Source organism: Gymnodinialimonas mytili (genome assembly GCF_037544085.1).
GTDB lineage: Bacteria > Pseudomonadota > Alphaproteobacteria > Rhodobacterales > Rhodobacteraceae > Gymnodinialimonas > Gymnodinialimonas mytili.
Window position 1 is genome coordinate 278774 of the sequence record NZ_JBBIFW010000005.1, and the last position, 14470, is coordinate 293243.

Annotated in this window: 14 protein-coding genes; 11 read left to right on the forward strand and 3 right to left on the reverse strand. The window is 61.8% G+C overall.

Going from position 1 to position 14470, the window contains the following annotated elements; genetic code table 11:
- The first annotated feature begins 5 nt into the window (after positions 1-5).
- From V8J82_RS19530 to V8J82_RS19570, 9 genes are all read left to right on the forward strand, one after another.
- Positions 6-1781 carry an acyl-CoA dehydrogenase C-terminal domain-containing protein gene (locus V8J82_RS19530; protein WP_339977812.1) on the forward strand — a complete coding sequence of 592 codons (1776 nt, stop codon included), beginning with the start codon at positions 6-8 and terminating at the stop codon, positions 1779-1781.
- Positions 1782-1842: 61 nt separating this feature from the next.
- A complete protein-coding gene (locus V8J82_RS19535) occupies positions 1843-2055 on the forward strand; it encodes a hypothetical protein (RefSeq protein ID WP_339977814.1) in 213 nt (70 codons plus the stop codon).
- A 253-nt stretch (positions 2056-2308) separates the two neighbouring features.
- Complete coding sequence (locus V8J82_RS19540; RefSeq protein WP_339977816.1) at positions 2309-2926, forward strand: glutathione S-transferase family protein; 618 nt, start codon at positions 2309-2311, stop codon at positions 2924-2926.
- A gap of 73 nt (positions 2927-2999) precedes the next feature.
- Positions 3000-3530, forward strand: coding sequence for a membrane protein insertion efficiency factor YidD (gene yidD / locus V8J82_RS19545; RefSeq protein ID WP_339977818.1), 531 nt, complete (start codon positions 3000-3002; stop codon positions 3528-3530).
- A gap of 120 nt (positions 3531-3650) precedes the next feature.
- On the forward strand, positions 3651-4862 hold the full coding sequence (locus V8J82_RS19550; RefSeq protein WP_339977820.1) for an acetyl-CoA C-acetyltransferase: 1212 nt from the start codon (positions 3651-3653) through the stop codon (positions 4860-4862).
- 6 nt (positions 4863-4868) lie between these two features.
- Positions 4869-5291 carry a hypothetical protein gene (locus V8J82_RS19555; protein ID WP_339977822.1) on the forward strand — a complete coding sequence of 141 codons (423 nt, stop codon included), beginning with the start codon at positions 4869-4871 and terminating at the stop codon, positions 5289-5291.
- On the forward strand, positions 5288-6265 hold the full coding sequence (locus tag V8J82_RS19560) for a hypothetical protein (protein ID WP_339977824.1): 978 nt from the start codon (positions 5288-5290) through the stop codon (positions 6263-6265). The genes V8J82_RS19555 and V8J82_RS19560 overlap by 4 nt, the downstream gene beginning before the upstream one ends.
- Entirely contained in the window at positions 6262-8460 is a 2199-nt protein-coding gene (locus V8J82_RS19565) for a 3-hydroxyacyl-CoA dehydrogenase NAD-binding domain-containing protein (RefSeq protein ID WP_339977826.1), read from the forward strand. Before V8J82_RS19560 ends, V8J82_RS19565 begins: the two co-directional genes overlap by 4 nt.
- Positions 8461-8601: 141 nt before the next feature.
- On the forward strand, positions 8602-9606 hold the full coding sequence (locus V8J82_RS19570; protein ID WP_339977828.1) for an alpha/beta hydrolase: 1005 nt from the start codon (positions 8602-8604) through the stop codon (positions 9604-9606).
- 7 nt (positions 9607-9613) lie between these two features.
- Here V8J82_RS19570 and V8J82_RS19575 read toward each other — a convergent pair whose 3' ends face one another.
- Entirely contained in the window at positions 9614-10138 is a 525-nt protein-coding gene (locus V8J82_RS19575) for a GNAT family N-acetyltransferase (RefSeq protein WP_339977830.1), read from the reverse strand.
- A 64-nt stretch (positions 10139-10202) separates the two neighbouring features.
- The gene (locus tag V8J82_RS19580) at positions 10203-10625 is read right to left on the reverse strand and encodes an NUDIX hydrolase (RefSeq protein ID WP_339977832.1); all 423 of its coding nucleotides are present in this window, start codon (positions 10623-10625) and stop codon (positions 10203-10205) included.
- A gap of 130 nt (positions 10626-10755) precedes the next feature.
- Here V8J82_RS19580 and V8J82_RS19585 point away from each other — a divergent pair, with 130 nt between their 5' ends.
- Positions 10756-12387 (forward strand): AMP-binding protein, encoded by a 1632-nt coding sequence (locus V8J82_RS19585; RefSeq protein WP_339977834.1) that lies wholly within the window; start codon positions 10756-10758, stop codon positions 12385-12387.
- Between the two features lie 103 nt (positions 12388-12490).
- Positions 12491-13510 (forward strand): hypothetical protein, encoded by a 1020-nt coding sequence (locus V8J82_RS19590; RefSeq protein ID WP_339977836.1) that lies wholly within the window; start codon positions 12491-12493, stop codon positions 13508-13510.
- A gap of 21 nt (positions 13511-13531) precedes the next feature.
- Here V8J82_RS19590 and V8J82_RS19595 read toward each other — a convergent pair whose 3' ends face one another.
- Positions 13532-14437 carry an SPOR domain-containing protein gene (locus V8J82_RS19595; RefSeq protein WP_339977838.1) on the reverse strand — a complete coding sequence of 302 codons (906 nt, stop codon included), beginning with the start codon at positions 14435-14437 and terminating at the stop codon, positions 13532-13534.
- Positions 14438-14470: the final 33 nt, after the last annotated feature.

A 14470-nucleotide genomic window follows, 5' to 3' on the forward strand; every position in this document is an offset into this window, starting at 1 on the left:
AACCGATGCCCAGCTACACCGCCCCCATCAAAGACATGCAATTCATCCTGCATGACGTGCTGAACATCTCCGGCCATGACATCACCGGCTATGATGAGCTCGACACCGACTATACCGCCGCCATTCTGGGTGAAGCGGGCAAGATGGCGACCGAAGTTCTTACGCCGCTGAACGTGGTGGGCGACACGCAAGGCTGCCGGATGGAGAACGGCGTGGTCTACACGCCCGACGGGTTCAAAGAGGCCTTCGAGCAGGTCAAGGAAGGCGGCTGGCCCGGCGTCGACATGCCCGAAGAATATGGCGGCATGAACCTGCCCTACATCATGAACACCGCCGTGGGCGAGATGTTTTCGTCCGCCAACCAGGCGTTCACGATGTATCAGGGCCTGACCCACGGAGCCGCCTCGGCGATCCTGGCCCACGGCTCGGACGAGCAGAAAGACACCTATCTGCCCAAGATGGTGTCCTGCGACTGGACCGGCACAATGAACCTGACCGAGCCCCATTGCGGCACGGATCTGGGCCTGATGCGCACCAAAGCCGAGCTTCAGGACGACGGCAGCTACAAGATCACCGGTCAGAAGATCTTCATCTCCGCCGGCGAACACGACATGGCCGACAACATCATCCACCTCGTCCTCGGCAAGATCACCGGCGGGCCGGAGGGGATCAAAGGCGTGTCGCTCTTCATCGTGCCAAAATTCCTGGTGAACGAGGACGGCTCGCTCGGCGCCCGCAATGGCGTCAGCTGCGGCAAGATTGAAGAGAAGATGGGTATCCACGGCAATTCGACCTGTGTGATGAACTATGACGAGGCCACGGGCTACTTGCTAGGAGACGCGCACAAAGGTATGCGCGCCATGTTCACCATGATGAACGAGGCGCGTCTGGGTGTTGGCATGCAGGGCCTCGCCCAGGCCGAGGTCGCGTTCCAGAACGCGCTGGAATATGCCAAGGATCGCCTCCAGGGCCGCGACGTGACCGGCGTGAAGAACCCCGACGGTCCCGCCGATCCGCTGATCGTGCATCCCGATATCCGCCGCAACCTGATGGAGCAGAAGAGCTTCGCGGAAGGTGGCCGTGCGTTCCTTCTCTGGGGCTCGGCCCTGATCGACCGCGCCCATCGCAATAGCGACAAGGATGCCGACGGGCTGATCTCGCTGCTGACGCCGGTCATCAAAGGCTTCCTGACCGACAAGGGCTATGACATGACCGTCCAGGCCCAGCAGATCTATGGCGGCCACGGCTACATCGAAGAATGGGGGATGTCGCAATTCACCCGCGATGCCCGGATCGCAATGATCTACGAAGGTGCAAACGGCGTTCAGGCCCTGGATCTGGTGGGCCGCAAGCTCGCTCAGGATGGCGGCAAACATGTCATGGCCTTCTTTGATCTGGTGAAGACGTTCTGCAAGGAAAACGCCGACATTGAGGGGATGGACGAGTTCATCGCACCGCTGAAAGCAGCCTCGAAGGATCTGCAAGCCGCAGGCATGTATTTCATGCAGGAAGGCATGAAGAACCCCAACAACGCGCTGTCGGGCTCGTATGATTTCATGCACCTGTTCGGGCATACCTGCCTGGGCTTGATGTGGGGAATGATGGCGAAAGCCTCGCTCAAAGCCCTTGCAGACGGCACATCGGATCCCGATTTCCACAATACCAAACTGGCCACGGGGCGGTTCTACATGCAGCGCACCCTGCCGATGACCGCGACGCATCTGGCCCGGATCCAGAGCGGCGCGGATCCGGTCATGGCGCTGGACGTGGCGAACTTCTGATTGCAGGTTGCGCGGCGGCACCCTTGCCCGCCGCGCAATCTTAGAAAGACAGAGGATCTCAATGCCCAAACGCCTTCGCCTGACCCGCCGCCCAAACATCGCGATGAGCGAGGATGGCTACCGCAAACTGCGCAATCTGTCGAAAGAGGCGGGACTGGATGAGGGGGAATTTCTGTCCTTTGTGTTCGAACATTGGGGCAGTGTCATCAACGAGGAGAAATTCATCGCACGGATCCGGATCTTCAATTCCGAAATCGACGACCGCAAGCGCTAGGCGCTCGACAAGGGAGGCGCCGCGAAGTCCCGCGAGGTCCCCGGTCCAGAAGGGAGCATCGCGGCCCAACACGGCGCCTGTATCGTCTGCGGGGCGGAGCGATCCGCCTGATCCGCGGCCTGCAGGATAGGCCAACTTGGTTAACAATGTGTTAGGGACCCGTTCGGCCCTTAACACTGGCGCGGCGCGGGCCCTTTCGGCCCGAAGCTGCATACGAACGAGACGACTGCGCGCATCGCCACGGGAGGGTCAGATGACGAACACACTCTATTGCTTCGGAGAAAGCGGGAACGCCTACAAGGCGGCTCTGGCATTGGAACTGGCGGGGGTCGATTGGCAGCCCCGATTTGTGGACTTCTTCAAGGGCGAAGGCCGCAGCGCGGCGTTTCTGGAATTGAATCCGATGGGCGAGGTGCCCGTTTTGGATGCCTCAGGCACCATTCTGACGCAATCCGGCGTGATCCAGGATTGGGTGATGGAGGCAACCGGAAAACTAGGGGGTGATCACCGGGAAATCCTGCGCTGGACAATTTACGACAACCAAAAGATCTCAGGCGTCGCCGGCCCGTTGCGCTTCATGATGAATTTTCTGCCCGCCGAAAAGCGGAATGCCGATGTCCTTGCCTTCCTGACAGGACGCCTGAACGCCGCGCTCAATGTACTTGAACGACATCTTGCCGGACAAGACTGGGTTGTGGGCGATAGCTTGACTTGCGCCGATATCAGTTGCGCCGGATATCTGTTTTATGAGGAACCGTTCAACTTCAACCGCGCCGATTGGCCCGCAATCGACACCTGGCTGACCCGCATTCAAAGCGTGCCGGGATGGAAGCATCCCTACGATCTCATGCAGCGGGCCCTGCCCGTATGACCACGCGCCCCGCCACATTCCTGCTGTATTTCAGCGCTATCGTCACAATCGCCCAAAGAAGGTGCAAACAGGCATGGTCAGTCAACTCGCCCTTGGCGCGATCTGGGGCTATCAACGCTATCTCTCACCGCGAAAAGGGTTCCGTTGCGCCCATTCGGTCCTGCATGGCGGCACCGGCTGTTCGGGATTTACCAAACATGCGATCCGCGACCATGGCTTTTGGGCCTCGATCCCGCTTATCCGCGCCCGGTTTGCCGATTGCCGCGACGCCTCGCAGACCCTCCGGGCGAATTGCCCGATCCACGCCAATGAAGCAGATCCCGGCCCGCGGCGCGGCAACCCGCTGCGCAAGAAACGCGGCAATCCGCAGAAGCGTAAGAGGGGCGAAGACCCAGGCAACGAGTCCGATTGTTCCCATTGCGATTGCAGCCTGTGGTCGCTGGTCCCTGCCTTCTGTGCGGCAGGCACGGCCTCTGGCGGGCCAGGCAATGCACAACCCAGCGCAGCGCCAGAGCCTTCGGGCGGTGATGGCTGCATGCCCGGCGATTGCTCCGCTCCGTCCTGCGATGGCGGGGGCTGCGATTGCAGCCCATCCTGCGGCTAGGCGGTCCCCCGCCCCTCACCCAAGCTTGATGACACATCCGGTTGCGCAGTTGCGCAAACCGTTCCCCAATCAGACACCGGCCAAGCCCCTTCTCTTGGCCCAGACCATCGGAGTATTCCCATGACCGACGCCTATATCTATGACGCGATCCGCACGCCGCGCGGCAAGGGCCGCAAGGACGGCGCTCTGCACGAGGTCACCTCGGCCCGCCTGTCGGCCTTCACGCTCAATACCCTGAAAGAGCGCAACCACCTGGAAGGCCATGCCGTCGAGGATGTGATCTGGGGCAATGTCACCCAGGTCATGGAACAGGGCGGCTGCCTGGCGCGGGCTACCGTTCTGGCCTCCGACCTCGATGAAAGCATCCCGGGCCTTGCCATCAACCGTTTCTGTGCCTCAGGGCTGGAAGCCGTGAATCTCGCCGCCAATCAGGTGAAAGGCGGCGCGGGCGACGGCTATATCGCGGGCGGGGTCGAGATGATGAGCCGTGTCGCCATGGGCTCGGACGGGGCGGCCATGGCCGTCGATCCGCAATTGGCCATGGACAGCTATTTCGTGCCGCAAGGCATCTCCGCCGACATCATCGCAACCGAATACGGCTTTAACCGCGACGAGGCGGATGAATTCGCCGTCGAAAGCCAACGGCGCGCCGCCAAGGCTTGGGAGGAAAAACGCTTCGGCAAATCGGTCATCACCGTGAAGGATCAAAACGGCCTGACGATCCTGGACCGTGACGAATACATGCGGCCCCAGACCGACATGCAGTCGCTCGGTTCCCTCAAGCCCGCCTTCAAGGAGATGGGTGAGGTCATGCCCGGCTTCGACACCGTCGCCTTGATGAAATATCCCCACCTTGAGGCGATCAACCACATCCACCATGCGGGCAATTCCTCGGGCATCGTCGACGGCGCGGCTGCTGTCTTGATCGGCAACAAGGACTTTGGCGAAAAATGGGGCCTCAAACCCCGGGCGCGGATTAAGGCGAACACTAAGATCGGCACCGATCCCACGATCAACCTGACCGGCCCAGTCCCCGTGACCGAGAAAATCCTGGCCGAGACCGGCATGTCCTTCGGCGATATCGATCTGTTCGAGGTCAATGAAGCCTTTGCCTCGGTCGTGCTGCGCTTCATGCAGGCCTTCGACGCCGACCACGATAAGGTCAACGTGAATGGAGGCGCCATTGCCATGGGCCACCCCCTGGGCGCCACGGGCGCAATGATCCTCGGCACGCTGCTGGATGAGATGGAGCGCACCGATAAGGAAACCGGTCTGGCGACGCTATGCGTGGCCGCGGGCATGGGCTCGGCGACCATCCTGGAGCGTGTGTAACCGCAAATGGATCGCGATGTATTTCAGGATTGGCTAGACCGAGTCGGCGCGGCGGTGATGGCGGGCGATTACCCCACCTATGCCGCCGCCGTGTGCTTGCCGTTTACGCTGATCACTGAAACCACCACGACCAATGTCGAAGACGACGAGACCCTGCATGCAGGGTTTGCCGGATATCGCCAGATGCTCGAAGACAACGGCATCACCCATATGGTGCGCCTCTCTTCAGGCGTGACGCCCTTGGGGGCGGGTCTGATCGTCGGGAATTACACAACCCACCTGCTCGCCAATTCCCGCCCGGTGATGCAGCCTTTTGTCAGTTCGATGACCCTGCGCCAACAGGACGGCGTCTGGCGCGCCACCAGCATCGTCAACTCTCTGTCCAGCATGGCCTGGCCAGAGGCACGATCAGCGGACAACACCCGATGAACGCCGCGATCAAAAACGACCCGGGCTTGGATGCCACCGCCGAAATCTACCAGCGGCACCTTGATACCGTCTCGGACCTGCTGCTGAGTGGACAAGCGGATCAGGCCGTCGCCCATTTCGACCGGCCCTTTATCATTCGCATCAGCGACCGTGAGGATCTGTTTGAGACCCACGACGATGTGCTGTCGGAAATGCAGTCCATCGCCGATAGCCTGGCAGGCCATGGCGCCACGCATTTCATTCGTCTAGTGAAACGTGCCCAACGTCTGTCCGATACGCTGATCGAGGGCTGGCACGAGACCTACATTCTGCGCAACGCCTATTCGATCCTGCCCAGCTACATGAGCTACATGGTACTGCGCCTGGATGAAGAGGCCGGGCTTTGGAAGGTTGCCGAAGCCGAGCATGAATTGGGCAATCTGCGCTTTCCGCTCCACGCCGCCCATAGCCAGCCGGGCGTTTTTGCAGACCGCTGGAAAGGTAAGATTGCGGATATCCGCGTTGGCCTGACCCGGGCAGAGCCGCTTTACGATGCCTTTTTGAACGTATTGGATACCCATCAGAATGCCGGTGATTTCGATGCATGGTCCGCGCAATTCTCCTACCCATTGACCGCGCATTACGACGATTCAGACCATATTTTCGCAACCGCCGAGGAAATGCGCGGTTTCTTCGACGCAATGCGCGTCAAGTTCAACACGCCCGGCGCCAGGATGGAGCGTCGGATCCGCTCCGCCCAATTCATCGCCGCAGATCGGATTTGCGGCTATCATAGCACCCATATCACAGGCGATCCGACGCGACGCTTCGGCCCTGTCAAAAGCCGCATGATCCTGACCCTGACCGAAAATCATTGGGCGTGCAGTTCCGTCACCAATGCCTTGTCGAACCCCTTTGGGCAGGACCACGACCTACAGGTCGCCCCGGACATCCCGACAATGCGCGAAATTCAGAAGAGGATAAGGAAATCATGACTGATTTCACGATGCAGATCGACGCCGATGGCGTTGCCGTAATCACCTGGGATGTACCCGGAAAATCGATGAATGTTCTGGCCCGCGAAGCCTTCGACACCTGCGAAAGCCTTGTGGATGAGGCTTTGGCCAATGACGATGTCAAAGGCATCGTCATCACCTCGGGCAAGAAAGACTTCGCCGGTGGCATGGATCTGAACGTTCTGGCGTCGATCCGTGAAGAGGCGGGCGACAATCCGGCCCAGGGTCTCTTCGATTTCACCATGAACGGCCACCGCATCCTGCGGAAAATCGAACGTGCGGGGATGGAGCCGAAGACCAATAAAGGCGGTAAGCCGATTGCCTGCGCCATCACCGGCACCTGCGCGGGCATCGGGACCGAGATCGCCTTGGCATGCCACCACCGCGTTATGGCCGACGGCAAAGCCAAGATCGGCCTGCCCGAAATCCTCGTTGGCATCTTCCCCGGCGCGGGCGGCACGACGCGCTATTCCCGCATGGTCGGCGCCATGGCCGCTGCGCCCGTCCTGCTGGAAGGAAAAATGCTGGAGCCCAAGAAAGCGAAATCCGCGGGGCTGATCGACAATGTCGTGCCAGCCGATGAGCTGTTGCAGGCCGCCAAGGATTGGGTTTTGAACGCGAAACCTGCTGATATCGTGAAACCTTGGGATGCGAAGGGCTTCAAAATGCCCGGCGGCGCGCCCTATCACCCCGCTGGTTTCATGACCTTCGTGGGCGCCAATGCGATGATCCACGGCAAGACCAAAGGCGTCTATCCGGCGGCCAAGGCCCTACTGAGCGCGGTATATGAGGGCGCCCTGGTCGATTTCGACACCGCGATCCGGATCGAAGCGCGGTATTTCACGCAGATCCTGATGAACCCATCCTCTTCGGCGATGATCCGGTCGCTCTTCGTGAACAAACAGGCGCTTGAGAAGGGCGCCAACCGCCCTGCCGTCGACGACCAGACCGTCAAAAAGGTCGGCATCCTGGGCGCGGGTATGATGGGCGCAGGCATCGCCTATGTCTCGGCGCTTGCGGGCATCGAAGTGGTGTTGATCGACGCGGCCCAAGACTCGGCGGATCGCGGCAAGGCCTATTCCGAAGGTCTGCTCGACAAGGGCATGAAGCGCGGCAAGGTGACAGAAGAGAAGAAGGCCAAGGTTCTGGGCCAGATCACCGCCACGACCGATTACGACGCGTTGAAAGGCTGCGATCTGATTGTCGAGGCTGTGTTCGAGGACCCGAAGGTCAAGGCCGAGGTGACCGCCAAGGCCGAGGCCGTCATGAACCGAGATGGGATCTTCGCCACCAACACCTCCACCCTGCCGATCACCATGCTCGCCGACGCATCCAGCCGGCCCGAGCAGTTCATCGGCATCCATTTCTTCTCGCCCGTCGACAAGATGATGCTGGTGGAGATCATCAAGGGTAAGGCGACCGGCGATCAGGCCGTGGCCAAAGCGCTCGATTTTGTGCGCCAGATCCGCAAAACGCCCATCGTGGTGAATGATGAACGCTTCTTCTACGCCAACCGCTGCATCCTACCCTACGTGAACGAAGGCGTGCGGATGCTGCAGGAAGGCGTCGAACCGGCGCTGATCGAAAACGCCGCGAAGCTGGTCGGCATGCCACTCGGGCCCCTGCAGTTGACCGATGAGACCTCGATCGATCTGGGAGCCAAGATCGCCCGGGCGACCAAGGCGGGCGATCCGAATTACGACGACACCACCGATGAGCTGATCTTCTGGATGGAGGAAGAGGGGCGTCTGGGCCGCAAAGCCAATGCGGGCTTCTACGCCTATGATGACAACGGCAAGCGCCAGGGCCTGTGGAACGGTCTGGGCGAACGCTACAAAGTCGCCGAGGATCAGCCAGAGCTGACCGATGTGCAGCATCGCCTTCTCTTCGCCCAGGTGCTTGAGGCAGTGCGTGCGCTGGAGGCGGGCGTGTTGATGGATATCCGGGAAGGCGATGTGGGCGCGATCCTGGGTTGGGGCTTCGCCCCTTGGTCCGGCGGCCCGTTCTCCTGGCTCGACATCCTCGGCACGGCATATGCCGCCGAACGCTGCGACCAGTTGGCCGCGGCCCATGGAGCCCGCTTTGCCTGCCCACCGCTGCTGCGCGAGATGGCGGAGAAAGGCCAAAGCTTCTACGGTCGTTTCGGCACAGGCGTGGACGCCAAAGCCGCCTGATCGATCCTAACTTCAGCAAAAGGCGCCTCCTCGCAGGGGGCGCCTTTTTCTATGCGCTTTGATTTGTGTTCGCCGCGCCGCCTTCCTAAATATGCTGTACGCTTATCACCCTGAGAGCCCAACGCCTTGAGGATACGTTCCGTGATCGCCGCAGCGCTGTTGCTGGCCTTACTCGTCGGGCTTGCGCTGTGGCGGCTGACCGACCACGATTTGGATCGGCGCAGCAGCACGCCCTTCGTGTTCCAAAATGTCGGCACCCAACTCTCCGGCACGCTTTGGACGCCTGACATCCCAGTCCAAGCCATTGTCGCCCTGGTCCATGGCGACGGCCCGCAAGACCGGACATCTGCGGGCGGCTATGCCCCGTTCATCAATTCGCTGCTGGATCACGGCATCTCGGTTGCGGCCTGGGACAAACCGGGTATCGGCGCCTCAGACGGCAATTGGCTGCACCAATCCATGGCAGACCGCGCCGCCGAGACCCGCGCGGCGCTGGATGCCCTCGCCCAGCGTTTTGACGGCCTACCCATCGGCGCGCTCGGCTTCTCGCAGGCCGGATGGGTCCTGCCACGCCTTACATCGGATGATGCCGATTTCCTGGTTCTGCTCGGTCCCGCCGTGTCCTGGCAACAGCAAGGCGACTACTTCACGCGCACCCGTTTGGTAGGCGAGGGTCTAGATGATGCCGCCATCGTAGCGGCCCTCGCGGAGGAAACGCGCGCCGATGAAAACCTCTTCGGCCCAGGCGCTGAACATCGAGAGCCGCCAGAGGGCCTCACGCCGGACCGCTTTCGCTTCATTCGCACCAATCGCGTTGAGGATGCCAGCGCCGCCCTGTCGCAGCTTGATCTGCCGCTTATGGCGATCTGGGGCGCCGCTGACCTGAACGTGGACGCGGCCCATGATGCTGCGATCTACCGAGACCTGGCGGGGGATGCGCATCCGGACAACGTGATATCGCTCTGGCCCGACGCGACCCATAGCCTGCTCCGGGCTGGCCCCTATAATTGGCAATTGCCCGATCAGTGGCCCTGGCACGCACAGCTTCGGTTCCTGATCGAAGGGCGCCATGCCTTTGCGCCGGGCGCGCTCGACGCCATCACAACCTGGATCCTGGATCGCCGCCCGTTGGACGCCGCACCCTAGCGCCCCGCTACAACTCCATCTCAAAGAATACCAGCAACGCGGCCACATCCTCGGGCAGCTCATAATACGGCCCGCGGCGCACGAACCCCAATTGATCGTAAAGCGCGATCGCGCTCTGAAGCTTGCGCCCGGTATCCATCAAGATCCGCTTAAACCCACGCTCCCGGCAGAGCGTGATCAACGCCTCCATCACCGCCCGCCCAACACCCTGCCCCCGCACCGCATCGCTGACATAGACGCGCTTGATCTCGGCCACCCCCGGCGACAGCGTATGGACCATCCCGCAGCCCACGGCGCGATCCCCTTTCCACGCCAACAAAATCGCACCTTCGGGCGGTGCATGATAGCGGCCAAGCGCGGCCATCAAACGGGAATACTCCTCCTCCGGGTAGAAGTGCAGAACCGCCGCCGCATCGCGCCCACCCAAGCCCAGCAGCACATCGCGATAGGCCCAGCACAACGCCCGAGCGGCGTCAAAGTCGGCCTCGGTGACGGCCTCGCGCAGGTGCACGGTCTCTTGATCTAAATCCAACCAACAGCCCCTTTCGATCTGTTCAACGCACGCTCTCGGAAAATCGAACAGCAGCCTGCAGACATCAATGCGCCGACCGGAATGCCTGCGACGCGAAGAACTCCGCCACTCTTGGCCGAAAATGCGGCACCGCGTCCTCGCGACCGCAAAACACACCTGCTGGCATCAACTCCCATCGCTGCCCCTCATCCCCGAACCGGATCGCCTCCATCTGCGTCACAGTGATCGGCGCAGCGTAGAAATACGACGCCTGACCGGTCAGACCCGGATATCGCTTCTCCCAAATGATCGGGGCGTCGCTGATATCCAGCCCAAGCTCCTCCCTGATCTCCCGCAGCATCGCGGCCCGGGGCGTTTCACCCGCTTCGATCCCGCCACCCGGCAAATCCCAATGGTTCGGGAACTTGATACTGGCGCAATCGTCACGCAGCATCGAGATGAGCGAGGCGCCCCGAAACAAAATGATCTTCGCGCCGCTTTGGGACATTAATATATCTAAGCGCGCGGTCGACACCGATGCAATCATGCCAACGGGCGCTGCCGCATCGCCTCCACCCTTTCTTTTTGACGCAAGGTTCGGCATCACTAGTCAATTACGCGATTTGGGAGGGTGCGCGATGGGGTGGATGAGCGACGAGACGGGGCTTGAGAAGAACGCGGCGAATTTCGTGCCGCTCACCCCGCTCAGCCATTTGACGCGCGCGGCGCAGGTATTTCCAACGCGGATCGCGGTGATCGATGGCGACCACAAAGCGACCTATGCGGACTACCACGCGCGGGTGTCGCGGCTGGCCTCGGCGCTGGCGAAACAGGGGATCGCACCCGGCGATGTTGTCGCGACGGTCCTTCCGAACACCTACCCCCATGTAGAGGCGCATTTCGGTGTGCCCGCCGCGGGTGCGGTGCTGAATGCGATCAATATCCGTCTCGATGTGTCAACCGTCGGCTACATCTTCGATCATGGCGAGGCCAAAATCATCTTGGCGGATACCCAATTCCTGCCTCTAGTGGAGGCTGCCATTGATGCGATGGAGGGTCCTGCCCCTCAGATCATCGAATGCCCCGATACCGAGGCCGGCCATCCGGCCACCGGGCGCTACACCACCTATGAACAGCTTCTGGCCCAAGGCGACCCCGACACGCCTTGGATCATGCCGCAGGACGAATGGGAAAGCCTGGCGCTGAACTACACGTCAGGCACCACCGGGCGGCCAAAGGGCGTCGTCTATCATCACCGCGGCGCCTACCTCATCACGATGGGCACGCCGATTGCCTGGCGGATGACGCTCTATCCGACGCTTCTGGCGATTGTGCCGCTGTTTCACTGCAACAATTGGTGCCATACTTGGACGATGCCCGCCGTGGGCGGCACGCTGGTTTGCTGCCGCGATGTCACGGCGGGGGCGATTTATGACGCCATCGCTGATCACGGCGTCACGCATTTCGGCGGCGCGCCCATCGTCTTGAACATGATCGTAAATTCGAAATCCCAGGATCGCCGCAGCTTCGATCACGTGGTCGAGGTCTTTACCGCAGGCGCGCCGCCCGCTGCCGCGACGCTGGCCGCGATTGAAACGATGGGCTTCCACGTGACCCAAGTTTACGGCCTGACGGAAACCTACGGCCACGCCACCGAATGCACCTGGCAGGATGCCGATTGGGCCGATCTTGGCCTTGATGAGCGCGCCGCGATCAAGGCGCGCCAGGGCGTGCCGCTGCCCAATATGGATCGGATCGCCGTGCTGGACCCCGAGACCATGGCGCCGGTGCCGCGCGATGGGGAAAGCCAGGGCGAAATCATGATGCGCGGCAATTCCACCATGAAGGGCTATTACAAGAACCCGGAAGCCACGGCCGAGGCCTTTGCGGGCGGCTATTTCCACTCCGGCGATATCGCCGTGCAGCATCCTGACGGCTACGTCCAAATCGCCGACCGCGCCAAAGACATCATCATTTCCGGCGGCGAGAATGTCAGTTCGGTCGAGGTTGAAGGCGTTCTGATGCACCACCCGGCGGTCTCCCTTTGCGCCGTTGTCGCCAAACCCGATGACAAATGGGGGGAAGTGCCCTGCGCGTTTGTGGAGCTGTTGGAGGGCGAACAGATCGATGAAGCCGCGCTGATCGCCTTTGCGCGCGAACGCCTCGCCGGGTTCAAGACGCCCAAACGGGTGGTCTTTGAAGATTTGCCAAAAACCTCCACGGGCAAGATCCAGAAATTCGAATTGCGCAAACGGGCGGCTGACATCTGATCGCAGGCGTCGGACGCCAAAAGCAATCTCAGACCGCATGCCGTTTACCCATGCACCTGGCTGAGATATCATCCAAGTCCAACGAATGGCGCGCGAGCAGCGAATGACGGCCCTCAAAGATTATCGACGCCTCGAAGCGCTCGGCCTATGGCGCGAGCGACCGGAGGATCAGCGCCGTGAAGTCATCGTATCGCTTGGCGAGGCGACGCTTGTCATGTCGTCGGCAGCGGGGGATGCGCTGGGGCATTGGTCGCTTCCGGCCGTGGAACGGCTCAATCCTGGGCAGGAACCCGCGCTCTACGCCCCCGCCGCCGATAGCGACGAAGAACTCGAAGTCGGTGAGCCGGAAATGATCGCCGCCATCGAGCGTATCCGCACCGCCATCGCCAAATCGCAGCCCCGCCCGGGCCGTCTGCGTCTGGCGCTAAGTATCGGCTTTGGCCTTGGCGTATTGGCGGTTGCGATCTTTTGGCTGCCCGAGGCGATGATCCAACAAACCGTCAGTCTTTTGCCCCAGGCCAAACGGGCCGAAATCGGGCGCCAGATGCTGTCTGAGATCACACAGATCGCCGGGCGACCCTGCGGCGCACCAACCGGGCGCGAGGCGCTGATGCAGCTGGCCGCCCGCACCTTCGGCACGGACGCGCCGCCACGTGTCGTCGTCGTGCCCGCGACCATCCCCGACACAATGACCTTGCCGGGCAATATCATCGTCGCTTCCGCCGATTTGGCCGAGGATTATGAAACGCCCGAAGTCTTTGCGGGCTATCTTCTGGCCGAACGGATACGCGGTGCCGGCGCCGACCCGATCGAAACTTTTCTGCGTGAGGCGGGTCTGGCCGTCACCCTGCGCCTGCTGACCACGGGTGAGGTCCGGAATGACGCCATCCACGGCCACGCTGCGCGGCTGCTGTCGCGCGAAGGCGTACCGGTCTCTGACACTGCGCTGATCGACAGCTTTGCCGCCGCGCGCATTTCATCGGAACCCTACGCGTTCGCCCGTGACGTATCGGGGGAAACTGTCTTGGGGTTGATCGAGGCCAATCCAATGCGCGGCAGTGCAGCCACCCCGGTGCTGAGCGATGCCGATTGGGTCAGCTTGCAAGAGATTTGCGCCAGCTGACCTTCTGCAAGCCAGCGCGGTTCAGTCGCGCGTGACGGCACCGGCAAACCCGGCCCCACGCGCCTGAAGCACCGCGCGGCCCAGCGCCTGCGGATCACCGTAAGGACCTGCCATCACCAAAAACGCTGCAGCCCCGCTGCGCTGCACCTGTCCGATGCTGGCGGGCATGCCCGCGTTTGTCAGACGACGATAGGCGGACACTGCTTCTTCTCGTTCCGCATAGCTCCCGGCCAGCACATGACGATGCCCTGCCCCAACGCGGACCTCCGGTGCCACATTCCGGGGCTCATCACCGCGGCTTGACGGTGTCGCCTGCACAGCTTGAGACGGTCGACTAGACACAGACGATACCACAACGCCATGTCCGTAGGTGATTGGGACCGGCGCAGCCTGGCGGGGTACCGTTTCGGTCCAAACCCGCGCCATCTGCGCATCGCCCGTCGCGGTTCCAACGCCGCGATAGGGGTTCAGCCGCCCATCATCCCAAGCTGCGTTGTAACCGGCTGGCGGCGTGCTGAGCGACCAGGTCCGGGGCACACCGGTGGCCACCGCCCCTGATGTATCGACCACAATGATCGGCGGAAGATCTCTGGGAGGCGTGGCCTGGGCGCGCACCGGCATACGTTCGGGCGGGGATACAATCGGCGCGCCGGTTGTCTGTGCTGACGCGGGCGCAGCACCGGCGCCCAAGCTGGGCGTCTGACCACAAACAGGTTGCCGATTGCTCGATACGCGTGGCGCCCATTCAGTCGCTGCCCCAAAGCCAACGCGCACGAACACGCAGCCTCTGCTGTCGACATACTGATCTTCAGTGTAGCTGGCAGGTGGCACCTCGGCAGGTGCGTTTTGCGCCATAGCCGCTCCCGCAGAACTCAACCCCACCGACAAGCCGAAAACAGCCGCGCGCCGCCATAGCGTCCAAGCCATGTCAAATCCCCTAAAATCTCACAGACCGCAGCA

Bases quoted from the DNA above. Each gene is read 5' to 3' on its own strand.
- V8J82_RS19530 (WP_339977812.1), top strand. From the start codon at position 6: ATGCCCAGCTACACCGCCCCCATCAAAGACATGCAATTCATCCTGCAT.
- V8J82_RS19535 (WP_339977814.1), top strand. From the start codon at position 1,843: ATGCCCAAACGCCTTCGCCTGACCCGCCGCCCAAACATCGCGATGAGC.
- V8J82_RS19540 (WP_339977816.1), top strand. From the start codon at position 2,309: ATGACGAACACACTCTATTGCTTCGGAGAAAGCGGGAACGCCTACAAG.
- yidD (WP_339977818.1), top strand. From the start codon at position 3,000: ATGGTCAGTCAACTCGCCCTTGGCGCGATCTGGGGCTATCAACGCTAT.
- V8J82_RS19550 (WP_339977820.1), top strand. From the start codon at position 3,651: ATGACCGACGCCTATATCTATGACGCGATCCGCACGCCGCGCGGCAAG.
- V8J82_RS19555 (WP_339977822.1), top strand. From the start codon at position 4,869: ATGGATCGCGATGTATTTCAGGATTGGCTAGACCGAGTCGGCGCGGCG.
- V8J82_RS19560 (WP_339977824.1), top strand. From the start codon at position 5,288: ATGAACGCCGCGATCAAAAACGACCCGGGCTTGGATGCCACCGCCGAA.
- V8J82_RS19565 (WP_339977826.1), top strand. From the start codon at position 6,262: ATGACTGATTTCACGATGCAGATCGACGCCGATGGCGTTGCCGTAATC.
- V8J82_RS19580 (WP_339977832.1), bottom strand. From the start codon at position 10,625: ATGTCCCAAAGCGGCGCGAAGATCATTTTGTTTCGGGGCGCCTCGCTC.
- V8J82_RS19585 (WP_339977834.1), top strand. From the start codon at position 10,756: ATGGGGTGGATGAGCGACGAGACGGGGCTTGAGAAGAACGCGGCGAAT.
- V8J82_RS19590 (WP_339977836.1), top strand. From the start codon at position 12,491: ATGACGGCCCTCAAAGATTATCGACGCCTCGAAGCGCTCGGCCTATGG.
- V8J82_RS19595 (WP_339977838.1), bottom strand. From the start codon at position 14,437: ATGGCTTGGACGCTATGGCGGCGCGCGGCTGTTTTCGGCTTGTCGGTG.